Origin of the sequence: Phosphitispora sp. TUW77 (assembly GCF_048453025.1) — a bacterium.
Taxonomy (GTDB): domain Bacteria; phylum Bacillota; class Thermincolia; order Thermincolales; family UBA2595; genus Phosphitispora.
Map to the genome: position 1 here is coordinate 2042174 of NZ_CP156677.1, position 22723 is coordinate 2064896.

Annotated in this window: 25 protein-coding genes and 1 pseudogene; 1 reads left to right on the forward strand and 25 read right to left on the reverse strand. The window is 42.6% G+C overall.

Features of this window, described 5'->3' with window-relative positions:
* Positions 1–2: 2 nt before the first annotated feature.
* From rsmB to ABFY19_RS09890, 11 genes and pseudogenes are all read right to left on the reverse strand, one after another.
* On the reverse strand, positions 3–1367 hold the full coding sequence (gene rsmB, locus ABFY19_RS09840; RefSeq protein ID WP_418790484.1) for a 16S rRNA (cytosine(967)-C(5))-methyltransferase RsmB: 1365 nt from the start codon (positions 1365–1367) through the stop codon (positions 3–5).
* A gap of 31 nt (positions 1368–1398) precedes the next feature.
* Entirely contained in the window at positions 1399–2082 is a 684-nt protein-coding gene (locus ABFY19_RS09845) for a zinc metallopeptidase (protein ID WP_418790485.1), read from the reverse strand.
* Positions 2083–2107: 25 nt separating this feature from the next.
* On the reverse strand, positions 2108–3067 hold the full coding sequence (gene fmt, locus ABFY19_RS09850) for a methionyl-tRNA formyltransferase (protein ID WP_418790486.1): 960 nt from the start codon (positions 3065–3067) through the stop codon (positions 2108–2110).
* Between the two features lie 14 nt (positions 3068–3081).
* Positions 3082–3534 (reverse strand): peptide deformylase, encoded by a 453-nt coding sequence (gene def / locus ABFY19_RS09855; protein WP_418790487.1) that lies wholly within the window; start codon positions 3532–3534, stop codon positions 3082–3084.
* A gap of 20 nt (positions 3535–3554) precedes the next feature.
* The gene (priA, locus tag ABFY19_RS09860; protein ID WP_418790488.1) at positions 3555–6020 is read right to left on the reverse strand and encodes a primosomal protein N'; all 2466 of its coding nucleotides are present in this window, start codon (positions 6018–6020) and stop codon (positions 3555–3557) included.
* A 70-nt stretch (positions 6021–6090) separates the two neighbouring features.
* Positions 6091–6594, reverse strand: coding sequence for a superoxide dismutase family protein (locus ABFY19_RS09865; RefSeq protein ID WP_418790489.1), 504 nt, complete (start codon positions 6592–6594; stop codon positions 6091–6093).
* Positions 6595–6765: 171 nt separating this feature from the next.
* Positions 6766–7431: a TOBE domain-containing protein gene (locus tag ABFY19_RS09870; protein ID WP_418792581.1), complete on the reverse strand. Its 666-nt coding sequence runs from the start codon at positions 7429–7431 to the stop codon at positions 6766–6768.
* 24 nt (positions 7432–7455) lie between these two features.
* Positions 7456–7830 (reverse strand): annotated as a pseudogene (locus ABFY19_RS09875) (ATP-binding cassette domain-containing protein); the annotation flags it as partial.
* An 86-nt stretch (positions 7831–7916) separates the two neighbouring features.
* Positions 7917–8615, reverse strand: coding sequence for an ABC transporter permease (locus ABFY19_RS09880; protein ID WP_418790490.1), 699 nt, complete (start codon positions 8613–8615; stop codon positions 7917–7919).
* 54 nt (positions 8616–8669) lie between these two features.
* Positions 8670–9548 carry a substrate-binding domain-containing protein gene (locus tag ABFY19_RS09885; protein WP_418790491.1) on the reverse strand — a complete coding sequence of 293 codons (879 nt, stop codon included), beginning with the start codon at positions 9546–9548 and terminating at the stop codon, positions 8670–8672.
* Between the two features lie 123 nt (positions 9549–9671).
* Positions 9672–10004, reverse strand: a complete 333-nt coding sequence (locus tag ABFY19_RS09890; RefSeq protein ID WP_418790492.1) for a winged helix-turn-helix domain-containing protein — start codon at positions 10002–10004, stop codon at positions 9672–9674.
* 172 nt (positions 10005–10176) lie between these two features.
* Between ABFY19_RS09890 and ABFY19_RS09895 the strand changes: the two genes are divergently transcribed.
* Positions 10177–10347, forward strand: coding sequence for a DUF2892 domain-containing protein (locus tag ABFY19_RS09895; RefSeq protein ID WP_418790493.1), 171 nt, complete (start codon positions 10177–10179; stop codon positions 10345–10347).
* A 224-nt stretch (positions 10348–10571) separates the two neighbouring features.
* Here the strand turns inward: ABFY19_RS09895 and ABFY19_RS09900 are convergent, their stop codons facing one another.
* The 14 genes from ABFY19_RS09900 to dapF all read right to left on the reverse strand — a co-directional run bounded on the left by ABFY19_RS09900 (position 10572) and on the right by dapF (position 22655).
* Positions 10572–11264 carry a hypothetical protein gene (locus tag ABFY19_RS09900; RefSeq protein ID WP_418790494.1) on the reverse strand — a complete coding sequence of 231 codons (693 nt, stop codon included), beginning with the start codon at positions 11262–11264 and terminating at the stop codon, positions 10572–10574.
* A gap of 66 nt (positions 11265–11330) precedes the next feature.
* Positions 11331–12140: an EFR1 family ferrodoxin gene (locus ABFY19_RS09905; RefSeq protein WP_418790495.1), complete on the reverse strand. Its 810-nt coding sequence runs from the start codon at positions 12138–12140 to the stop codon at positions 11331–11333.
* A 196-nt stretch (positions 12141–12336) separates the two neighbouring features.
* Complete coding sequence (locus tag ABFY19_RS09910) at positions 12337–12729, reverse strand: type II toxin-antitoxin system HicB family antitoxin (RefSeq protein WP_418790496.1); 393 nt, start codon at positions 12727–12729, stop codon at positions 12337–12339.
* A gap of 2 nt (positions 12730–12731) precedes the next feature.
* Entirely contained in the window at positions 12732–12989 is a 258-nt protein-coding gene (locus ABFY19_RS09915; RefSeq protein ID WP_418790497.1) for a hypothetical protein, read from the reverse strand.
* Positions 12929–13177: a hypothetical protein gene (locus tag ABFY19_RS09920; protein ID WP_418790498.1), complete on the reverse strand. Its 249-nt coding sequence runs from the start codon at positions 13175–13177 to the stop codon at positions 12929–12931. Before ABFY19_RS09920 ends, ABFY19_RS09915 begins: the two co-directional genes overlap by 61 nt.
* Positions 13178–13641: 464 nt before the next feature.
* A complete protein-coding gene (metK, locus tag ABFY19_RS09925) occupies positions 13642–14832 on the reverse strand; it encodes a methionine adenosyltransferase (protein ID WP_418790499.1) in 1191 nt (396 codons plus the stop codon).
* 51 nt (positions 14833–14883) lie between these two features.
* Complete coding sequence (gene coaBC, locus ABFY19_RS09930) at positions 14884–16101, reverse strand: bifunctional phosphopantothenoylcysteine decarboxylase/phosphopantothenate--cysteine ligase CoaBC (protein ID WP_418790500.1); 1218 nt, start codon at positions 16099–16101, stop codon at positions 14884–14886.
* Positions 16102–16132: 31 nt separating this feature from the next.
* Positions 16133–16339: a DNA-directed RNA polymerase subunit omega gene (rpoZ, locus tag ABFY19_RS09935; protein ID WP_418790501.1), complete on the reverse strand. Its 207-nt coding sequence runs from the start codon at positions 16337–16339 to the stop codon at positions 16133–16135.
* A gap of 11 nt (positions 16340–16350) precedes the next feature.
* The gene (gene gmk / locus ABFY19_RS09940; protein ID WP_418790502.1) at positions 16351–16992 is read right to left on the reverse strand and encodes a guanylate kinase; all 642 of its coding nucleotides are present in this window, start codon (positions 16990–16992) and stop codon (positions 16351–16353) included.
* Positions 16993–17015: 23 nt separating this feature from the next.
* On the reverse strand, positions 17016–17288 hold the full coding sequence (gene remA / locus ABFY19_RS09945; protein WP_418790503.1) for an extracellular matrix/biofilm regulator RemA: 273 nt from the start codon (positions 17286–17288) through the stop codon (positions 17016–17018).
* Positions 17289–17396: 108 nt separating this feature from the next.
* Complete coding sequence (locus tag ABFY19_RS09950; protein WP_418790504.1) at positions 17397–18275, reverse strand: YicC/YloC family endoribonuclease; 879 nt, start codon at positions 18273–18275, stop codon at positions 17397–17399.
* A gap of 178 nt (positions 18276–18453) precedes the next feature.
* On the reverse strand, positions 18454–20370 hold the full coding sequence (locus ABFY19_RS09955; RefSeq protein ID WP_418790505.1) for a methyl-accepting chemotaxis protein: 1917 nt from the start codon (positions 20368–20370) through the stop codon (positions 18454–18456).
* Between the two features lie 235 nt (positions 20371–20605).
* Complete coding sequence (locus tag ABFY19_RS09960) at positions 20606–21784, reverse strand: LL-diaminopimelate aminotransferase (RefSeq protein ID WP_418792582.1); 1179 nt, start codon at positions 21782–21784, stop codon at positions 20606–20608.
* A 43-nt stretch (positions 21785–21827) separates the two neighbouring features.
* The gene (gene dapF / locus ABFY19_RS09965) at positions 21828–22655 is read right to left on the reverse strand and encodes a diaminopimelate epimerase (protein ID WP_418790506.1); all 828 of its coding nucleotides are present in this window, start codon (positions 22653–22655) and stop codon (positions 21828–21830) included.
* Positions 22656–22723: the final 68 nt, after the last annotated feature.

Consider the following 22723-nt stretch of genomic DNA (forward strand, 5'->3'; position numbering starts at 1 on the left):
TGTTATGCCTGTTTCTTGAGGCGGCTGATAAAAAATCCGTCTATACCATGGATATGCGGAAAAAACTGCACATATCCCCTATCCATAGTATCAGTCCCCTTAAGATTTTTTAAAATTCCAGGCAGAAAGCCTGTAAGGCTTTCCATCTGAAATTGGGCAGAAGAATCGAGAAATTCTCTTACAGTATCGATATTTTCCTCATGTGTCATGGTACAGGTACTATAAACAAGGATACCACCTGGTTTCAGGCAAGCGGCAGCACTATGCAGGATTTTTACCTGCAGGGCATGCAGTTCGGCAATCTGCCTCGGTTCCTTCCTCCACCTGATTTCAGGGCGCCTCCTGAGTACCCCCAGTCCAGAGCAGGGGGCATCCACGAGAACATAATCAGCTGCCCCGGCAAACCGCCTGTCAAGGTCCATAGCATCATAGAGCAAAGGATTAATTATAGTTATCCCCAACCGGGAGGCATTTTCCTCAATAAGTTTTATTTTATGTGGATGAACATCGACACTTATAATTTGCCCTCTGTTACCCATTAACTGGGCCAGGTGAGCTGATTTCCCGCCGGGCGCGCTGCAGGCATCAATCACAAAGCTGCCCGGTTTTGGGCTTAAAGCATGACCTACCAGGGTTGAACTCTCGTCTTGAACCATGAAAAGCCCGGACCTATGAGCAGCCAAGCTGCCTACAGAGCGGAAGCCCTCAATAATCAAGGATTCTGGCGCAAACTTTCCGGACACCGCACAGACGCCTTCTTTTTCAAGTAATTGCTGCAATTCATCCCTAGTGGTCTTAAGGGTGTTGGTGCGTATGGCATTTGGCGGAACCTCATTATCGGCTCGGCACAGTTCCTCGGCCCCTCCGGCACCAAACTCGTCTACCCATCTGCTAACAAGCCATTCGGGGTGAGAATACCTAACTGCAATCCCCTTAACAGGGTCCTGGACAATGTCAGGAAAATCCAGACTGTCTTTGCTTCTGACTACATTCCTGAGAACCCCGTTAACCAGCTTCACAGTTCCGGGATGCCCGTAATTTTTGGCCAGGTTGACAGATTCATTACAGGCCGCCGAATCAGGTACTTTCTCCAGGTGCAATATCTGGTAAACACCCATGCGCAATATATTCTTTATCCATACCGGCAGCGTATCCAGGGGCTTTTTCAAAAACCTGCCCAGGACCCAGTCAATAGTACCCAATCGCCTAAGAGTCCCATAAACAAGTTCGGTAATGAAACCCCGGTCAGTCTTTTCCGGCTGATATTTTTCAAGAATACCGTTAAGAGCAATATTAGAATAAGCCCCGTCATGGTCAACAGAGTATAATACTTCGAGGGCCATACTGCGAGCTGATTTCTTTTTCAAACTTATCTTCCCTTCTGCTTGTGTCCTGACCTTAATCGTCCCTGGATATCAACAGCAGCCGCACTAATTGCAGCACACTCATTAACACAGCGGCTACATAAGTAAGTGCGGCGGCATTAAGAACCTTTTTGGTCCCTCCAACCTCTGCTCTAGAGATATACCCGCCCTTTTCCAATCCGACAAGAGCGCGGCTGCTGGCATTAAACTCCACCGGGAGGGTAACTATCTGGAACAGAACCACGGCAGTAAACAGGTATATCCCCGCACTTAACATCCATCCACTTTGAAAAATCAGGCCAATAAAAAATATCGGGAAAGCCATAAATGAACCAAACTGGGCAACAGGAACAAGATTTGCCCTAATATTCAGTGGCAGGTAATCATTATGGTGCTGGATAGCATGTCCTGTCTCGTGGGCAGCCACTCCAAGAGAAGCCAGTGAAGAACCGTTATAAACCTCCTGGCTCAGCCTGAGGGCCTTCTTTTTAGGGTCATAATGGTCTGAAAGGTGACCACCCGTTTGTTCAATATTGACATCATTGATTCCGGCCTCTTCCAAAAGCTTTGCCGCAACCTGGGCCCCTGTATAACCGCTGGCGGCCCTAACCCTCAAGTAACGGGCAAAAGTACTCTGAACCTTGAACTGAGCATACATTGCCAGTATCAGTCCAGGTATTAAGATAATCAAACTAGAGTCAAAATAAAACGGTAACATTTAACAGCCTCCTTAATTAATCATATTAGTTTAGGAATAATCCCTTTGTGATATCGTGTCCATGAACAAAATCAACGGCCTGCATCCTGCGGCTTCCCTGCAGCTGCAGCTCGGTTACTGCCAGGCAGCCGTTACCGGTTGCCACCGCAAAGCCGACTTCAGGTATAATCCCAAGTACTTCCCCGGGACGGTATTCCGAGAGTTCCGGTATGGGGCCAGGAATCCGGTCTGTTGTACAGGCTTGAACCCCCCAAATCTTAAGGACCTTATTGCCAAGCATAGTATATGCTCCCGGCCAGGGGGTCAGCCCCCTGACCAAATTATATATTTCAACTGAACTCTTGGCCCAGTCAATTTTCTCATGTTCTTTTGTCAGAAGAGGCGCATAGCTGAAAAACTCATTAGCCTGCGGAACCCTGACAGCCTTCCCCGATTCAATCAGGTTTAATGCCTCTGCCAGCAATCCTGCCCCTAATCCTGCTAATTTATCATGAACCGTTCCCGTATTGTCCTCTGCTGTAACAGGAATCTTACCCGATAAAATCATATCACCTGTATCAAGTCCCTCATCCATCTGCATTATAGTAACACCGGTCTCAGTTTCGCCATTAATCAGGGCCCAGTGAATAGGGGCAGCTCCACGATACTTGGGCAGCAATGAAGCATGGACATTAATACACCCGTATCGTGGAATTTCAAGTATTTCTTTAGAAAGCAACTGTCCGAATGCCACAACTACAATAATTTCAGGTAACAACTGCCTTAACCCGGCAACACATTCTTGTGTTTTTATTTTTTTCGGCTGCCAAACCCTTAAACCGGCTTCTATAGCAGCGGTTTTTATTGGAGGAGGGCTTAGCCTGTGGCCCCTGCCCTTAGGCCTGTCAGGTTGGGTCACTACTGTAATAATTTCATGACCCGAAACCTGCAGTGCCTTCAGACATGGCACAGCAAAATCCGGTGTCCCCATAAATACTATTCGCATACTAGATTACCTCACTAGTTTTTCTTTATGTTCTGGGCTTTATCAACAAACAAAATCCCTTCCAGGTGATCGATCTCATGCTGGAAGGCGCGGGCCAAAAACTTTTCACCCTCATATTCCACTTCCCGGCCCAACCTGTCCAAGGCCCTGACTGTAACCCTTGCTGCCCGCTGCACTTCACCGGTGAGACCAGGAACACTTAGACAACCCTCAAATTCCGTATCAAAGCCCTCTTGCCTGATAATTTCAGGATTTATTAGCTCAATAAGACCTTCACCTACGTCCACTACTACAATTCTTTTGGATACGCCAACCTGAGGAGCTGCCAGCCCTACACCCCTGGCTTCATACATAGTATCCGCCATGTTCTCCAGCAGCTTAATCACATTAGGTGTAATCTTGGTTACCGGACGTGCTTTTTCTCTTAATACAGGGTCACCTATCTCCACAATTTTATATACCGCCATCTCTCCACCTCCTTAATAGTTTACATCATCCCCAAAGGATCAACATCAGTACTGATTTTCAGTGCAGCAAATAAAGGGTCATCCTGCAGTGAGTCCAGTTCTTCTCTGATTACCTTACGAACCAGGCTTCCCGGAGTTCCCCTGACACAAATCTGCCACCTGTAATGGTTACGCAATTTTCTTAAAGGGGCCGGCGCCGGCCCCATCAAGGGCTGAGTTACTCCAAGATTGAAGCGGGCAAACTCCCGTGACAATTTTGACACTACAACCTCACTACCCTGAATAACGTTATTTTCAGCCTTTCCCGAAATAACTATGCGTACAAATGAACAGTATGGCGGATACTCAAGAATTTCCCTTAATTGCAATTCTTCCTTGAAAAAATCCCTGTATGCATGGCTTTTTGCATATACCACACTGTAATGTTCCGGGCTATATGTCTGCACGATAACTTCACCGGGTCTCTCCCCACGCCCGGCTCTGCCCGCTACTTGGGTAAGGAGCTGGAAGGTTCTCTCCGCAGCCCTGAAATCAGGCAGATTCAGGGCTGTATCTGCGGATATCACACCTACCAGGGTCACCCCGGGGAAATCCAAGCCCTTCGCAATCATTTGGGTTCCTACTAAAATGTCAATGGCGCCATCCTGAAAGCTGTTTAGAATTTTCTCATGGGAACCCTTTCCTGTTGTGGTATCCATATCCATCCTGGCCACCCGGGCATCAGGAAACCATCTGGCAATCTCACTTTCTACCTTCTGGGTCCCAACCCCAAGCTGCCTAATGCTGGCACTGTTACAAGCAGGGCATAGTTCCGGGGTTTTTCTTTGGAAATCACAGTAATGACATCTGAGCATGTTTTCACCGGCATGCAGTGTAAGCGTAATACTGCATCTGGGGCATCTCATAACCAGTCCGCATTCCCTGCAGACAACAAAAGTGGCATAACCCCTTCTGTTCAGGAAGAGAATAACCTGTTCTTTTCGAAGCAACACATTACTGATTCTCTCAATAAGTTCCCTGCTGAAAATATTCCTGTGGCCTGCTTTTATCTCTTCCCGCATGTCCACCAGAGCAACCTCCGGCAGCACCTGGCCGCCGATCCGTTTCTCAATGGTTAACAAGCCATACCTTCCGGCAAGGGCCCTGGAGTACGATTCCAATGAGGGGGTAGCACTGCCCAGTACAACCACGCTGTTAGTCAGCTTGCCTCTGGCTACAGCGACATCCCTGGCATGATACTTGGGATTGTCTTCCTGTTTGTATGAGGTTTCATGTTCTTCATCTATAATTATCAGGCCTAAATTGTTAAATGGTGCAAAAACAGCTGACCTGGCCCCCACAACAATCCGGACACTTCCTTTTTTAATATGTCTCCATTCATCATAGCGTTCCCCTGCCGACAGGCGGCTGTGCAAAACAGCCACCAGGTTGCCAAAGCGACCTTTAAACCGTTCTACCATCTGGGGAGTTAGGGAAATCTCCGGAACCAGTACAATGGCCTGTTTCCCAGATTTAATACAGTAGTCAATCGCCTGTAAATATACTTCGGTTTTTCCACTGCCGGTAACCCCGTGCAAAAGAAATGTTTCATGTTTACTGCCTATCATAGCTTTCTTCAATCTATGCAGTGCTTTTTCCTGATCAGGTGTCGGCTTTAGTGGTTCTGTTCTCGCAAACCGCCGTAATGCATAGGGATCTCGCCTTATTTCTGCAGTTTTGGCTGCCAAATACCCCTTTTTAATCAGTTCTCTAACCGTTGTTGCAGTTGTTCCAGCCAAACCGGGAAGTTCAACAGCCGGCACAATTCCCTGATCATATACTGCTCTCAGTACAGCACTCTGTTTTGGCGCTTTATTCTTAAGGTCATTAATAACTTTCTCACATTCTTGACGGTCCAACGCCAATTCAACTACCCGGACCTGACGCGGCTTTTGCCTCGGTTTAATTTCTCTGATAACTTCTATCAGGCCCCTGCTGCTAAGTTCTCTCAGGGCCGTCTCCAGTTCCGGATTCTTAAATCGGATGTAAACTTCTTTTTGTGGTGTTTTACCCCTGTTACAGATATAGTTATATACTTCCCTTTCCAGATTGGCCAGCATATCCGCCGGAACTACCTCAAAGGAATCTGCAGGAATAAAAAAAATCTGTCCGATAGTCCTAACACCGGCAGGCATAAGTGACCTTATGGCAGCAACAGTGGAACACATGTATCTGTCAGCCATCCATCCTGCAAGGGCAAGCAAGTCAGCAGGCAGCCACGTTTCTGGGTCAAGAACATCATTAATAGGTTTTATAGCGGAAACATCTGATACATCAGAAAAACCTACAACATACCCCTCTACAATCCTGCTGCCAAAGGGCACAACAACCCTTGCACCCTCTTTTAAAAGTACATCGATTTCCGGAGGTATGCTATAATGAAAAATCCTGTCAAGTTTTCGGGCAGACACATCTACAATCACTTGTGCAAAGGGTTTATTTGTCATTGAATCCTCCGCTACTATACCACAGCTATCTTGCCATAATATCTATATTATAACAGATGTACCTTTTATATTAAAGGACATAAAAACCAGACTTTATCACCCCACATGCCAGCCGCTTACCGGCATCACCGGCAGGCTGTGTCCGGTAGTCATCGGGATTTTGATGAATAATCACCGCCTTGCCAATAATGTCTTCAACTCTGAACCTGTCTGTGAAAAAAGTCATCATGGCACGGCCCTGGTTTGAAAACAGTACCGGAAAATCCCCCGCATGATTTCCATGAGGCTGATTATCAGGATTCCAGTGCTCTCCAGCCGCCTTGAAGGGTTCATTTGGGTCCCCAACCTGGCAATTCCCGATTTTATGTATATGGAACCCATGAGGCCCTACCGGGTTCTTTTCACCTTCAGCAGGACGGTAAGGCGGCAGTCCTGAAATATCTGCCGACACAATACTTCCACCGGCTGCATTCCTGAATATAACAATACCATTAATATCAGGCGCAAGAGGACCCCCTTTGATATAAGCAACAGCGTCCCCTGTATCGACAGGAGGGCATAATTTGACAACCATTTAATATTACCTCCCAAAAAACTGTGTTCAGTTCACTATATGTGAAGCTGTACCTTAAGGTGTTATAAAACAGTCAGATTCGACACCATGAAAAAACAGGCACTCCCTGATAATCAAGAATTGCCTGTCTGCATCTGAAACTATCTTTTTCATAATCCGATATTAATCAAATTAATCAGGTATTATATGAATTTTTTCAGGTGGGATGAAAACACCGATTGTATCACCCGGTTTGGGAGGCTTTAAGAACTGAGCAGCCGGGACCATGGCAACAAGCTTAAGGTCATTTCCGCTGCCCGCCCCTATTTTGAGCCTATAGCAATAACCATAGGGATAGGCCTCCGAGATTATCCCTTCTAACATATTAGTTCCTTGAACAGATTTAGCTTTTTCGTTATTAATTATAATGTATTCAGGCCTGATACAAATAGAAACAGCTGTACCAGGGGCATATTCTCTTTCTCCGGAAGCTCCTTGAGCTGTGCATACTTCAAGAACTGTGGGGCCGCCTGCCGTAATTGTTGCCACATACCGCTCTGGTTGACGCTCGGTAATTCTAGCTGACCAAATATTGGTCACTCCAAGAAATTCAGCCACACGAACAGTATTTGGATATGATAATACTCGGTTTACCGGTCCTGCCTGAGCAATCTCCCCTTCCATCATAACTATTAAACGGTCTGCTAAAAAAGGAATTTCATTGAGGTCATGGGTCACCATAACTGCGGTTGTACCTGTTTCAGCAAGAATTCCTTTCAATTCGCTGACCAAGTTCGCTCTGGTGGGCAAATCTAGGTAGGTAAACGGTTCATCCATAAACAATACATCAGGTTCCATAGCAAGAGCCCTGGCTAAATTAACTCTTTGGGCCTCTCCTCCGGAAAGGGTCATCCCATTTCTTTCCCCAAGGCCGGCAATCTTCAGCTTCTCCAGCCAGTGCGCTGCCAAACGCTGCTGCTTATCCTTCGAAATCCCTCTCAACTTTAAACCAACAGCCACATTGTACATCACCGTTCCTGCCAGGAGCAGCGGGTCTTGAAAGACCATAGCCATCCTTCTCCTGACAGTAAGAGCATCCCTTGCTGTCTTGACCGTTCTGCCTTTAAAGACAATTTCTCCTGCAGATACCGGTTCCAAACATCCCAATGCTTTAAGCAGAGTACTCTTACCTGCTCCATTGGGGCCTGTTATAGCCACAAACTCACCGGCGTGAATAAACATTTCTGGTACCTTGAGTATTTGTTTTTTGCCCTTGATTACAGATATTCCCATTGTACTTAGTATAGGTTCTGTTATGTGTGAGCTGGTTGCATGTTGTCCCGTCATGTAGGTTTCCCCCGTTGCTGCAAAATCGTTAAGGTTAGGGTTACGCCATAAGCCAGGACCATTAAAATAACACTCAAAGCTATTGCAATATCATAATTGCCTTTGGAAACCTCCATTACCGTTGCTGTTGTCAGTACCCTGGTCCGTCCCAGGACATTACCCCCAACCATTGTGGAAGCCCCAACTTCGGAAATAACCCCTCCAAATCCTGCCATAACGGCTGCCAACAAAGGCAGTCTTACTTCACGCAGCAAAAGAAGTATAGTCTGAAGTTTAGAGGCTCCCAGGGCTAGTATCTGAAGCCTGAGCCTTCCATTAACCTGCTGGAAGGCTGCTGCAGAAATGCCTGTAATAATTGGGGAGGCTATTACTACCTGAGCAATAACCATCGCCGATGGAGTGTACATCAGGTGGAAGAACCCCAGCGGTCCATAACGCCACATGAGTAATGTCACCCAAAGGCCGGCTACCACGGGCGGCATACCCATACCAGTATTAACCAAAGACATCACGAACCTGCGACCCGGAAAGCTGCCCAAGGCCAGGACAGCTCCAAGAGGTATCCCGAAAATCAAACTGATTAGAGTTGCCATTCCCGATACTTTTAATGTTAATAAGGTAATCCTCAGAACTTCCGGGTCTCCTGTCAGCAATAATCTGACAGCCTCTTGGATACCATGCCAAACTGATTCCATGGGCTACACTCCGTTTAAGCAATTTTTCGTTAATGTGTCATACGACTAAATTTATTACTCTTTCCCGGCATCAGGGAAAAACAGAGGCTGACCGAATTTATCAGTGCCAAATGTCTTTATTATTTCCTGAGTTTCATCAGAAACCATAAATTGAACAAAAGCTTGTCCACCCTCAGCATTTACTTTATCAAATTTCTCTGGATTAACCTGCATTACATGGTAAATATTAAGCAGTACCTGGTCACCTTCCACTAATATCTCAAGGCCCAGATTTTCACGCAGCGCTAGATATGTGGCACGGTCGGTAAGGGTATAGCCCTTCTTTTCAGCTGCAATATTGAGAGTATTACCCATTCCTGTTCCAGATTCCTGATACCATTCACCAGCCGGTGCTATCTTGGCACTCTCCCAAATTGCAAGCTCTTTTTTATGAGTCCCGGACTCATCTCCCCTTGAGACGAAAAGGGCCTTCTTTTCTGCAATAGCCTTAAATGCTTCTTCTACAGTTTTACCTTTTATTCCTGCCGGGTCGTCAGCAGGACCTACCACAATAAAGTCATTATGCATTACAAGCTGCCTGTTAACAGCAACTTGGGCATCTTCAATCCTCTGTTCATCTTTGGGTGAGTGTACCAGCAAGGCATCAGCTTCCCCTTTTTCACCCATAGCAATTGCTGCTCCACTTCCTACTGATACTATTGTCAGGTCATAACCTGTCTTTTTCTCAAACTCCGGCTTAAGTACATCCAGTAATCCACTATCAGTAGTACTTGTAGTAGTAGCCAGGATAACCTCTTTAACAGCAGGTTCTTGTGGTTGTTGACCGGTGTTTTCTTTCGGTGTCTCCTGATTAGTGCCTGTACAACCAGCCACAGTAACCATCAGCATTAAAACAACCAGCATTACAGCCCATAATCTTTTTTTTGCGAACATTAATTAACCTCCTTATTTGTATTAAGATTTGTATTAAGAGAGTTCTTGCATTTAGTGGAGTTTTTGACTCCATATGACTGTTAAAAATCGTTATGTTTATCCAAACATATTGCCTGCAAAAAATTAATCCTCAAAATGTCTTGCATAAACATTTTTGACAGCTTCCTCAGCATCTTGCAAAAAATTATCATACTTAAGCATTAGCTGCCGAGCCTCATCCGTAAGCTGTGCTCCCCCTCCTGATTCACCTCCCACATGTTTTATTAATAATTTGACCCCTAAGCGGTTTTCAGCTTTTTTTATATTGCCCCATGCCTGCCGGTAGGACATTCTGAGGTCTTCAGCAGCCCTCTTTATGGAACCATACTGCCCGATTAGGGTTAATAAACAAAGCAGGCCTGTGCCGAAAACAGGCTGGTTATCATTTTCAAGCCATATTTTTAACCTAAAATGCATTCAGCGCTTCGCCTCCACCTGCTTTAGTTTTATTATTTACACAAACACTGTAAATTTTCCTGTGAAATAAAAAATTTCTACTGTTATTTATTATGAGAGTGAAATAATTATAAGTGAACTTAGTATATCCAAAACTAATATGGGAAATCTAAATTTAAAGGGGGTTATTCAAATGGAACTTAATTGGAAAAAAAATCTTAGTGATACCGACAGAATCATTAGAGTTGTAATTGGTTTTATATTATTAGGACTAATATATACAAAAATCGTATCCGGTTGGTTGGGAGTTATAGCAATAGTAGTCGCTCTGAGTCAGTTTGTTGAAGCATATTTTTCTTACTGAATTGTCTATGATATTATGGGTTGGTCAACCCGAAAAATACTATGAATTCTATTTTCCACCTGGTCATGGGCAGCTCAGACACAACAGTATAATATTTAAGGTCAGCAGCTAAAGAAATTACATCATCATCCTGATGTAAAGGAATAATATTTAGCCTTCATCTAATTCTTCGATGTTAGCTGACTGTTTTTTTATGGGAATTTCATTATTGAGGCCTAAAATCACTAATACCCTATTATTGGCCATATAATGTGCCATATAAGATAATCTGTAAGACGCCAGATAATAACCGTTAAAAACCCGTATTTTCTAAAAAAAGAAACAGGTATCATATTACCTGCGAAGCCAAAAACCAGTATTATAGCCGAAAATGTAATATCAGTAACAATACCCATCTTATATGTCATTATTGTTTGTAAAATTGGTTCCCATAAACTAATTAAAAAAGCAAGAATCCAAAAGACCTGATTTTGCCCCCTGCCCTTCAATATCACATTAGATATCAACCAAAGCAAAAATACAATTGGAATGAGATGAAAGATAATTTCTGAAAGAATACCGACACTTAAGTAAACCGGAATAGAAAGTGGAAAATCTACGTGCATATTCTTAGGCATTTGCATTATAATACCAATTATGATCTCTACTGCTGCAAAAGCTAATCCAGTGAAAACAGGGATAATAAACCTTTGCTTAGTAGAAATTCCTTCCTCCCATATGTCAGGAAAACCAGTTCTTTTAGCAATTCTTAAAGCCACAAAACCTAAAGCGGAGGCTAAAAACATAATAGCCCAAGTATTCATTGACCTTTGTATAAGTGGATGGTCCAAATTAAAGGAACGCCAAACCACTTTCCCAAGAAACATTAATAAAACTAGAAAAATATATGTTTTATCTGATTTGGTTAAACCTTTCATGATTCACAATTCCTCCCTTATTCTTTATACAATATTTCGTTATTTTACTGAATATCTAAAATAATGTTATTTTGTTAGTGGATTATAATGAGGTTCATGGTATCTGTCCCTTTTACTTCCCTTACCTATTGATTCCAACTGTTCAATAGCTTGCTCCGGGCAAAAATTAATACATCTCATACACTGCTCACAAACCGATGTCCATTTTGGTTTTCCATCAATTATCATAATACTTTTGGTTGGACAGATTGTACTGCATAGATTACATGAAATACATCTTTCATTTGCTCTGAACATCCGCCACATATGATAAATGCCACAATATTTAAACAAATAATACAAAATAAGTGCAAGCAGTCCAATCTTTGGCCAAATAAACTTCTTATTCTGCTCAATATTTGATAACACATTATGTGCAAATTTCCCTGCTTTCTCTTCCCCTTCATCTAAGATAATTTTAGCTTTAGCCCGGGAAGGGGGATTACTTAGTACTATCCAATTGTTTGGCATATTAATTGAATCGGAATTAGTTATAATATAACCTTTTTCCATCAGTATTTTCCTGGCATCAACAAGGGCCCATCCTTCTTCGTCTTTTCCTCCCATCGTAGCAACAACAAAAACTTTTTGGTTATAATTAACCTTCGGCAAATTCGCCAAAAATCTTCGCACAACCCGAGGGACCCCCCAAGAATAAACAGGAAAAGAAATCCCTATGTATGCATACTTTTCCTTATCATAACAAAGCCCATCCGTGATGGAACATAAATGTACGGTTTTGCCGTTTTTTTCAAATACTTTTTTCATAATTTCAAGGACTCTTAGGGAATTACCTGTTCCGGTAAAATAAAATAGCTTGATTTTTTTATCTTCCATATTTATTCCTCTCTGTAGCTACATTAGATAACGCTTGAAAGGCACACAAGAAAGTGCATCATCAGACAACGGACAGTGCCGCACCTAAAGAATTTTATTGATGTTATGCTGGCCATTTGCTATCTTATATAATATCATTTATGCATTTCATTTGAAAAACATTTGACATATAATATTATATATAATATTATTGTAATCAATGTAGTTTTTTAGGAAGTCTAAGTAATATTTTACCAGAACAATCATCATACTCTTCAAGTTTACTTGGTTTAGGAATGGAATCGTTATCTACAATCCTTCCAAATATCCAGCTTTTTTTGGCATCATTTAAATTGACAAGTGCTTCTTCTTTTGTAGAACCGTGAGTAATACACCCTGGTAAATCTGGATGCTCAGCAATCCAATATGTTTCATCATTTTCGATTTCTTGTTTTAACGAAATGGGATATTCAATTTGGTAGTACTGTTTGCATTTTTCTTCAATTTCACTTTCGTTTTCAACGGTATTAATGAATTCGCTAATGTCTTTTTTACTATTAAATATAGTATTATTAATTTTCTCGAGGTTGAATTTGAGTTTTCTCTTCATTCTTAATCCTCCTCAACAATGCTGATATGTTCAAGAAGTTCTCTTATTTTTCTAATTTGATATGGTTTTATTGTTTCTTCTTCCATTAAAGTTATTATGTCAGGGAAATCAGGGTGTTTAAAATTCCGATGACTGAAACCGGTTCTTTTTTGGGATTTACATCCGATACTGAGTAAGAAATATGCCATTTCCCTATATTTTATATCTTTTGGAATAGGATGATTATATATTCTTCTGAGGAATTTTTCTCTTTTACCCATCCCAATTCATTAATATTTCTTGTTTTAATTCTTTTGTACATTGGTACATATTTAGAAACTAACACTTTGAGTCTTTCTATTAGTTCTTCATGTATTTCAAGTTGTTTTATTAGATCTATGCTTGTTGCGAAATCATCAAAATAATCAAAACAGAACATAAGCAGCTTAGCGAAATCATCTCCACCCATAACGGCAAACTGTTTATACAATTCATCTCGGTTGAGGTTAGTTGTTTTACTTAAGCTATACTCTAAAAGATTATCGGTATTTACAAAAAGAGCATCTAGATTTTTATTTTCCTGTAGGATATTAACACATGATTGTCTAAATTCATCAATTTCCGTTTTGTCTTGAAGTTTCCCCTCTTAATAATGAATTGATTAGTAGCTTAGTAGAAAAAGTCAAGTTACTGGTTAAAATCAAAGAACAATGACTCTAATACAATAATTCCTCGCAAAATAGCGAGGTTTTCTTTTTTTATATTTCTACAGAAGAATAAACGACCCACCTTACATAATTCTCAACAGCATCCTAAAATTCCTTCTTCTTCCACCAATAGCTAATTGCATAAAAAGAGTGCCCCACCTTTATCATGGGACACCCACTTCTGTGCCGTTGTATTTGTCCGAGTATAATATTTTACAAGCAATATTTACAGCCCGGCATCTTTCGTAAGCGCTTCCGCCTTGTCAGTATTCTCCCATTTCACGTCGACATCAGTTCTGCCAAAATGTCCATATGCGGCAATCTGCCTGTAAATAGGCCTCCTCAGGTCAAGGTCTCTGATAATAGCTGCCGGTCTCAAGTCAAAGTGTTTCCTGACCAGTTCAACCAATCTTTCCTCTTCTAATTTGCCGGTTCCGAAAGTTTCTATCATTATTGATACCGGCTGAGCCACCCCAATGGCATAGGCCAATTGAACCTCACATCGCCTGGCCAGACCCGAAGCAACGATGTTCTTGGCTACATAACGGGCGGCATATGCTGCCGACCTGTCAACCTTTGTGGGGTCTTTGCCTGAAAATGCACCGCCGCCATGACGCGCCATACCACCATACGTATCGACAATTATTTTCCGGCCGGTAAGCCCGGCATCCCCCTGAGGTCCGCCGATAACAAACCTCCCGGTAGGATTAACTAAAATCCTTGTCTTATCATCCATTAATTCGGCAGGAATTACCGGTTTAATTACTTTTTCAATAATGCCCTCCCTGATAGTTTCCAATGTAACATCAGGTTTATGCTGGGTAGATATGATTACAGTATCAACCCTTTTGGGTACCTCATCCTGATATTCAATAGTAACTTGGCTTTTTCCGTCAGGCCTGAGAAAAGTCAATTCTCTCTTCTTCCTGACATCCGACATTTTTCTGGTGAGCCTATGTGCCAATGAAATGGGGAGCGGCATCAGTTCAGGGGTTTCGTCAGAAGCATAGCCAAACATCATACCCTGATCACCGGCACCAATTGCTTCAATTTCCGTTTCCGACATTTCGCCTGATTTTGCTTCAAGTGCTTTATCAACACCCATTGCTATATCAGGAGACTGTTCATCAATAGAAGTAATTACTGCACACGTATCACAGTCAAAACCGTATTTGGCTCTGGTATATCCAATCTCCCTGATAGTTTCTCTGACAATTTTGGGAATATCCGCATAACATTTGGTAGTAATTTCTCCCATTACTAAGACAAGGCCGGTTGTTACTGCTGTTTCGCAGGCAACTCTAGCCATAGGATCCTGCTTAATGATTGCATCAAGTACCGCATCAGAAATTTGGTCGGCTATCTTATCAGGATGGCCCTCAGTCACTGATTCAGATGTAAAAAGTCTTTTTGCCAAGAATAGTCCCTCCTTAAGTAAAATCAAAATCTCTTGGAAATAAAATTCCCTTTATGCTAAAGGCTTTGCCCCGGCACTTTTAAAACACGCTGCAAGCCTGTCCAAAATCCTGTGGGCAACTTCCTCTTTTGCCATTTTATCAAGCTGTTCGATACGCCCGTCTCTGTAGATTAATTTAACAATATTGGTATTTGTGCCAAAACCGGCTCCGGGCTGAGAAATATCATTGGCAACAATCAAATCAAGATTTTTAGTTTTAATCTTCTTGACGGCATTTTCTACCAGGTTATCAGTTTCAGCAGCAAACCCCACCAAGACCTGTTTATCCTTATTTTCCCCAAGAAACCGCAAGATATCTGGCGTTCTTTCAAAAACTAACTCCAGGTCACCCGGCCCTTTCTTCATCTTTGAAATGAGACGTTTTTTAGGAGAGTAATCTGCCACAGCAGCAGTTTTAACTATAATATCTGCTTCCTGATAATGCTCCTTCACAGCATCAAACATGTCCCTGGCGCTTAGTACAGGAATATGTTCCACACCTTGCGGAACTGGAATGTTTACAGGCCCTGACACAAGTATTACCCTGGCACCTCTGCCGCGTGCCGCCCCGGCAATGGCATACCCCATTTTGCCGGTACTGCCGTTAGTCAAGAACCTGACCGGGTCCAGATATTCTCTGGTAGGCCCGGCAGTTATTAAAAATGTTGTCCCTGCAAAATCAGTGGTTTTCTTAAGCAGAGCTTCAATTTCATCAAAAATAACATCCGCCTCTGGAAGCCTTCCTTTGCCTTCATAGCCACAAGCAAGACGTCCCATATCAGGTTCGAGAAAAGAATATCCATAGGATACCAGCTTTTTGACATTACTTTGAAAAACGGGATTTTCATACATATGTACATTCATGGCAGGCACAAAAAAAACCGGAGCCTTTGTTGCCATGATTACTGTAGACAAAAGGTCATCAGCTAACCCGGCACTGACCTTGCCAATTATATTTGCTGTTGCCGGCACAACTGCCAACAAATCAGCTTTGTCGGCAAGAGAAATATGTTTAACTTCCCATTTATCAGGAATTTCAAACATATCTACAGCCACCGGATTCCGGGATATTGTCTGTAGGGTCAGTGGTGTGATAAACTTTGCGGCGGCTGCGGTCATAACCACATGAACATCTGCACCCACCTTAACAAGCTTGCTCACTAAGTCAGGGGTCTTATATGCAGCTATTCCCCCGGTTATCCCAATAATAATACACTTTCCTGCCAACATCAAGTTTCACCAACTTTTCCCGGACGGGACCTCACTTAATCCCGGCTTTAGTTCTCTCATATTGAATCATATTTTCGGAAATCTCCTCAAGAGCTACAGAAACAGGTTTGTAAGAATCGGTTTCAACAAGTTTGGGCATTCCTTCCGTAATTTCCCTTGCCCTTTTTGCTGCAGCAACAACCAAAGTATACTTACTATCCACATGTTTCATCAAATCATCCAAAGAAGGTTGCTTCATTTTTTACCCCCTCACCAATTCTTTAAATCTTTCTCTACCAGGAGCGGCTCTTCCGGGCCCGCATTTGACTGAATACGGTACCGGTGGGTACGGCTCTTTTCAGCAATTATTATACTCTCTACCTTAGCTGCAGCTTCCTCTAAAACATCATTCACCACTACATAATTATATTCATAAAGGTACGATAATTCCTCCATGGACTTGCCCAGCCTCTTACTGATAACTTCCATAGAATCTGTACCTCTGCCTGTTATCCTGGTTCTAAGAACTTCCATGGAAGGTGGAACCAAAAAGATATATATACCTTCCGGGGCTTTTTGCTTTACTTTAAGGGCGCCCTTGATATCTATTTCCAGTAATACATCCCTGCCTTGAGCCAGTGCACTGTCAACCGGTGTCCTGGGAGTCCCGTAATAATTATCATATACAGAAGCCCATTCCAGGAACTCATCCTGGGCCAGCATTGCTTCAAACTCTGTTTTATCCTTAAAATGATATTCTTTTCCATTGGTTTCGCCAGCTCTAGGTAACCTGGTAGTAGCAGAAACCGAAAGAAATATGTCAGGCCTACGTTTTAACAAGCATCTACAAATACTCCCTTTTCCTGTGCCCGATGGACCTGAAATCACAATAAGCAAACCCGGTACTGTCATACCACCATTCCCCTCTATATCTGTTAATCTGCCGGGTCTTCCTGGTGAGAAGTATCCTTGTGTGATAGACGGTGAGCGACTGTTTCGGGCTGTACTGCCGAAAGGATGACATGATCACTGTCAGTAATAATAACCGCCCTGGTTCTTCGCCCATATGTGGCATCAACAAGCATGCCGCGATCACGGGCTTCGGTTATAATCCTTTTTATCGGTGCCGATTCAGGACTTACAATAGCAATAATCCTATTGGCTGAAACGATATTACCAAATCCAATATTAATTAACTTGATATCCATAAACCTTCCTCCTCAAATGGAAATTAGTAAAAACCAATTCTGTGCAGGTACTTATAGTATTTTCCCCGAGAAACCTTCTTTTACTCGAAAAATACATGTATTACTCAGTTATTCTATATTTTGCACCTGTTCTCTGATTTTCTCCACTTCACTCTTTGCAGTTATTATTATAGAAGATATAGCAGCATCATTAGCCTTGGAACCAATTGTATTAAACTCTCGGTTCAATTCCTGAACCAGAAAATCTAGTTTTCTGCCCGCAGGTTCATCCTGAGACAATGTAGCTCGAAGTTCCGTAAAATGGCTCCTGAGTCTTACCAATTCCTCAGATATATTACTGCGGTCAGCAAAAACAGCCAACTCAGAAGCTAATCTGGCTTCATCGATATCAATCGCCTCATCTAATTCCTTCAGCCTAGTCTTTAGTTTATCTCGGAACTCAGAGACAACTGCCGGTGCTCTGCCGGTTATTGTTTCAGTATACTGCTCCAGCCTGCCGATGCGCATGAGCAGGTCTTCTCTAAGTCTCAGGCCTTCGGTTGAACGCATTTCGACAATGTTTTCTACCGCTTCCTCAACCGCCTTTTGCAGTACCGGCCAAATAATGTCAAGATCATCCTGAATATCTTCCATAAGAATCACATCAGGTAGTCTTGCAATATCAATTATTCCCGGTTTATCCACGATTCCCAGACTTTCCCCTAATTCCCTCAATGCATTATAATAAGCCATAGCGAGGTCTTTGTCAACTTGAATTGTTTTTTTCCCCCTGCCCCGGTCACTGACATTTACAAAAACATCAAGCCTACCCCTGGAAACATATTCCTGAATCAATTTTCGGATACGATCCTCCAAGGCTATATAATACTTGGGCATTCTAACTACAACTTCGCAAAACCGATGGTTTACAGACCTAATTTCCACCGTAAAAGCCTTTTCCTGAGTTTCATTTTCTCCCCTGCCATAGCCGGTCATACTCTTTACCATATCTGTTTTGCTTCAACCCCTTTTTGTTTATTATGCACCATTTTATTCATGTTTTTGTGTATTATTGCTGATTTTCTGTCCGTTATCCGAAATTTCCATGCCCTGCACAGAAATTATAGTTCTACCTTATATGAAAAATTCCTTTAGAAATCTTAAAAAATCAGTAAAATTACACCCTTTAACCTTTTTTATCCAGCTTAAAACTGGCAGTCATACTGTCTAACTGTTGAGCCATATCAGCAAGGACTTCAGATGATTTGGCAATTTTCTCCACAACAGTGCGCATTTCTTCACCGGAGGTCGCCACATCTTTAACAACCTGAGACGTCTGTGAAGAGACATATCCAATGTTCATAACCATTTCTCTGACATCTTGGCTGCTACAAGTCATTTCAGAGCTGGCAGCTGAATTTTCTTCTACAATTGCCGCAACAGTGTCTATTGCACTTACCATATCCTTGCTTTTTTCAGAAATTCTTAAAGTAGATTCATTAATTTGCTGAACCTGTTTAGCGGCTTTTTCAGCCAAGTTAAGAATATCCCGAAGCATATCACCTGCTTGTGCGCTGCGGGAAAAGACAGTATCAACTTCGGCTACGGTTAAAGACATAGCAGAAACAGAACTCTCTATACCCCTGGTAATAGTCATAACCAGTTCGCCTATCTCTTTAGTTGACTTGCTGCTGCGTTCCGCAAGCTTTCGCACTTCATCCGCCACAACGGCAAAACCCTTGCCATGTTCACCCGCCCTTGCCGCCTCAATAGCAGCATTCAATGCCAGGAGATTTGTCTGTTCTGCGATATCATCAATTACCAAAATTATTTCACCTATTTGTTGAGACATGCTTCCCAGCTTATGTATGTTTTTAGCCGCTTCCTGTACAATACTGCGGATTTTTTCCATCCCATCAACTGTACCTGTTATTACATCCGTACCTGCCAAGGCAGCTTCAGCAGTACTGGCTGAAGAATCCGCAACAGTGCGGCTGCTCTCCGCAACCTGGTGTATTTCCCCTGCAATCTCATTAACATATTCAGATGTCTTACCCACATGTTCAGCCTGTTCAGCAGCGCCGACAGCCACCTGCTGCAAAGAAGTACTAAACTGATCCATTACCTGGATAGCCTTTTGCACACTTTCCCTCTGTTTTTCACTGCCTTCCTCAACTGCCCTGACAGTATCTTCAATTGCCGCAACTATTCCATCTGTAGCTATACTGGCTTTGGAGGCAGTATCAGAGAGACCTGTACTTGTACCTGCAACTTGATGAGTATTTTCCCTAATATTTCTAATCAAAGTCCTTAAGTTAGCCAGCATTCTGTTAAACTGGGCAGCCAGCTGTCCAAGCTCGTCAGCCGAATTTACCCTTATCTCCTGTGTCAGGTCGCCCTTCATGTCGGCAATCTCTGACAGGGTAGTAACCATTTTTCTCATTGGAGAAGTTAGATATGCAGCAAACACAATGCTGCATATAATTCCAATCAGGATACCGGCAGCACCGGCAATGCAATACTGTTTAAGGAAGTCGTTTTCTTCATGAATTACCTTTTCTGCCGAAATGTCAATACCCAGAATAGCCACAACTTCACCTGATGAATTCATTATAGGGGCATACCCGGTTTTGAAGGTCCCCCATTCATCAGTATAAAATTCACGCGTATAAATACTCTCACCATCAAAAGCCATTTCCATTTCAGGTTCCATGCCATTTTCATACTCATCTCCGAGGTGAGAAGGCTCATCTTCTTCAGCATCTATTACAAACATAACCCGTTCCTCGTCAATCTTAGCCATTGTGTAAACATAGGTAGCATCATTTTCTTCCTTAATCTGCTGCAGGATAGCTTTTATATTAAGATATATATCTGTGTTTTCATCCTCCGGTGACTTCAGTAAAGCATGCTGATCACCGTCAATCATCAATGCACCGGTACGGGCAATAGCCATCAGAGTCCTCCCCATTTCATCCTCAAGGGAAGTTTTGGCCCTATTAAAACTAAAGTAACCCGTCAGCGCCATAACCAAAAATATTATAAAACAAAAAACTAAAATAAATTTCATTCTCAAGGTAATCCGTAATACCGGTTTCCGCACACCATCTCCTCCTGTCTCTCTTGTGGCATTTTTTTCCTACGCTCCTATATTTCTACATATTACGACTTTTTCCTTTAAAATAATATATTTTCTGCATATTTTTTCTAGTTCTTCTGAGTTTCCAGGTTAAAAAGAAAAACTGTCCCATTTAATGACTGATTCACTCAGTTCACTATGGGACAGCCTTATCATGGTCATATTTATTTTTTAAAACTCCAGTGGTCATATTTATTTTTTAAAACTCCAGTGGTCCTATATTCTTTTTCAAACGGTCAATAGCTTCTTCTATGCGCTCCTTTTCCACTGTCAGGGCAATCCGAAAAAAACCTTCCCCATATTCACCATAGCCATTGCCTGGAGTTATTACCACCCCGGTTTTTTCAAATACCATCTCGGCAAAAGACATCGAGGTGTATCCCTTGGGCACAGGAACCCAAAGATAAATAGTTGCCTTTGGCATAGTAAGGTTCCAACCCATACTGTTTAAGCCATCAATAACAACTTTAGCCCGTTCCTTATAAACCTCGCTCATTTCAGCTGGACAATCCTGCGGACCTGTTAGGGCAGTTATACCGGCATACTGTACTGCTTGAAACGCCCCGGAATCCATATTTGACTTAATTCTGCCAAGGGCCTCAATAACGCGGGAATTCCCAACTGCCCAGGCAATCCGCCATCCGGTCATGTTAAACGATTTTGAAAGTGAACCAAACTCAATACCCACATCCTTGGCTCCGGGATACTCTAAAAAGCTTGGCGGCCGATATCCGTCAAAGGCAATTTCCTGATAAGCCGCATCGTGACATACAATCACATTATATTTCTTGGCAAATTCAATTAGTTTCCTGTAAAAGTCATCATCCGCAACTGCCCCGGTAGGATTATTTGGATAATTGACAAACATCAGTTTTGCCTTTTTAGCAATATCCGCCGGTATTGCATCCAGGTCAGGCAGAAAACCGTTTTCCGCTTTTAAAGGCATTGTATAAGATTCTGCCCCTGCCAGCAGAGCCCCAATTCCATATACGGGATAGCCAGGGTCAGGAATGAGGGCAACATCCCCTGGGTCCAGATAACATAATGAAATATGGGCAATACCTTCTTTTGAGCCTATAAGGGTAACTACTTCGTTCTTAGGATCAAGGTCTATTCCAAACCTTTCCTTATGGTATTGCGCCACTGCCTCCCGGTATTTAATCATTCCCACCGAAGATGGGTACCGATGATTCTCAGGGTTTTGTGCCTGTTCACAAAGTGTATCAATAACATGTCCGGGAGTAGGCCGGTCAGGGTCCCCAATTCCAAGACTGATAACATCAACCCCATCGGCCTTTGCCTTTTCAATAGTCTTTTCAATACGGGCAAACAAATATGGTGGTAATTGTTTAATTCTTTTTGCCTCTTCCACTTTAATAAAAAACCTCCTTTATTTACGACCAGCAGTCAACCTGCCTATCTTAATATTCTCCGGTAAATACGTATTCAGCCGGTCCTGTCATGTAAACATGTCCATTGTCCGCCCACTCTATAACAAGGTCTCCTCCTGCCAGGTGAACCATTATCTTCTTGTCGGTGAGACCGTTTAATACACACGCTACCCCGGTAGCACAAGCTCCAGTACCACAAGCCAGGGTTTCCCCTGCCCCCCTTTCCCAGACACGCATATTGACCTCTTGATTGTTAATAACCTGTACAAACTCAACATTTGTCTTTTTTGGGAAAACCGGGTGACTTTCCAGGGACGGGCCAACCTGGGCCAGAGATACATTATTTACATCATCAACAAAAATGATGCAATGCGGATTTCCCATTGACACACACGTTACCCTGTATTTCTCTTTATCTACCGCTACAGTTTCATTAACTACCTTGCCTTCAGGGCCCTCCATGGGAATCAGTCCTCTTTCCAAGCGGGGTTTACCCATGTCTACCCTAACCGAGACCGCCTTTTCACTCTCCAGTATCAATTCCGGTACAATTAGACCGGCAAGGGTCTCTACAGTCAGCACCTTTTTTCTGACAATATTATGTTCATAAACATACCTGGCAAAACACCTTATTGCATTTCCGCACATTTCAGGCTCACTGCCGTCAGGATTAAATATCCGCATCCGGATATCAGCTTCCCGGGAGGGAAGAATTAGTACCAGTCCATCACCCCCGATACCGAAATGCCTGTCACAGACTTTTCTTGATAGTTCTCCCAAATCCTCTGATATATCGTCTTTTATAGAATCAACCAGGATAAAATCATTACCCAGTCCCTGCATTTTGGTAAACTTCATTTCTTCCACCCCCTTTCGTGAAAAACGCTTGGCTGGTACCAAGCATCATAGGCAGTATATCTATTTTA

Excerpts from the sequence above, each read along its gene's own strand:
- ABFY19_RS09845 (WP_418790485.1), bottom strand. The coding sequence starts at position 2,082 with ATGTTACCGTTTTATTTTGACTCTAGTTTGATTATCTTAATACCTGGA.
- fmt (WP_418790486.1), bottom strand. The coding sequence starts at position 3,067 with ATGCGAATAGTATTTATGGGGACACCGGATTTTGCTGTGCCATGTCTG.
- def (WP_418790487.1), bottom strand. The coding sequence starts at position 3,534 with ATGGCGGTATATAAAATTGTGGAGATAGGTGACCCTGTATTAAGAGAA.
- priA (WP_418790488.1), bottom strand. The coding sequence starts at position 6,020 with ATGACAAATAAACCCTTTGCACAAGTGATTGTAGATGTGTCTGCCCGA.
- ABFY19_RS09865 (WP_418790489.1), bottom strand. The coding sequence starts at position 6,594 with ATGGTTGTCAAATTATGCCCTCCTGTCGATACAGGGGACGCTGTTGCT.
- ABFY19_RS09870 (WP_418792581.1), bottom strand. The coding sequence starts at position 7,431 with ATGGAACCTGATGTATTGTTTATGGATGAACCGTTTACCTACCTAGAT.
- ABFY19_RS09880 (WP_418790490.1), bottom strand. The coding sequence starts at position 8,615 with ATGGAATCAGTTTGGCATGGTATCCAAGAGGCTGTCAGATTATTGCTG.
- ABFY19_RS09885 (WP_418790491.1), bottom strand. The coding sequence starts at position 9,548 with ATGTTCGCAAAAAAAAGATTATGGGCTGTAATGCTGGTTGTTTTAATG.
- ABFY19_RS09890 (WP_418790492.1), bottom strand. The coding sequence starts at position 10,004 with ATGCATTTTAGGTTAAAAATATGGCTTGAAAATGATAACCAGCCTGTT.
- ABFY19_RS09895 (WP_418790493.1), top strand. The coding sequence starts at position 10,177 with ATGGAACTTAATTGGAAAAAAAATCTTAGTGATACCGACAGAATCATT.
- ABFY19_RS09900 (WP_418790494.1), bottom strand. The coding sequence starts at position 11,264 with ATGAAAGGTTTAACCAAATCAGATAAAACATATATTTTTCTAGTTTTA.
- ABFY19_RS09905 (WP_418790495.1), bottom strand. The coding sequence starts at position 12,140 with ATGGAAGATAAAAAAATCAAGCTATTTTATTTTACCGGAACAGGTAAT.
- ABFY19_RS09910 (WP_418790496.1), bottom strand. The coding sequence starts at position 12,729 with ATGAAGAGAAAACTCAAATTCAACCTCGAGAAAATTAATAATACTATA.
- ABFY19_RS09915 (WP_418790497.1), bottom strand. The coding sequence starts at position 12,989 with ATGGGTAAAAGAGAAAAATTCCTCAGAAGAATATATAATCATCCTATT.
- ABFY19_RS09920 (WP_418790498.1), bottom strand. The coding sequence starts at position 13,177 with ATGGGTGGAGATGATTTCGCTAAGCTGCTTATGTTCTGTTTTGATTAT.
- coaBC (WP_418790500.1), bottom strand. The coding sequence starts at position 16,101 with ATGTTGGCAGGAAAGTGTATTATTATTGGGATAACCGGGGGAATAGCT.
- rpoZ (WP_418790501.1), bottom strand. The coding sequence starts at position 16,339 with ATGAAGCAACCTTCTTTGGATGATTTGATGAAACATGTGGATAGTAAG.
- gmk (WP_418790502.1), bottom strand. The coding sequence starts at position 16,992 with ATGACAGTACCGGGTTTGCTTATTGTGATTTCAGGTCCATCGGGCACA.
- remA (WP_418790503.1), bottom strand. The coding sequence starts at position 17,288 with ATGGATATCAAGTTAATTAATATTGGATTTGGTAATATCGTTTCAGCC.
- ABFY19_RS09950 (WP_418790504.1), bottom strand. The coding sequence starts at position 18,275 with ATGGTAAAGAGTATGACCGGCTATGGCAGGGGAGAAAATGAAACTCAG.
- dapF (WP_418790506.1), bottom strand. The coding sequence starts at position 22,655 with ATGAAGTTTACCAAAATGCAGGGACTGGGTAATGATTTTATCCTGGTT.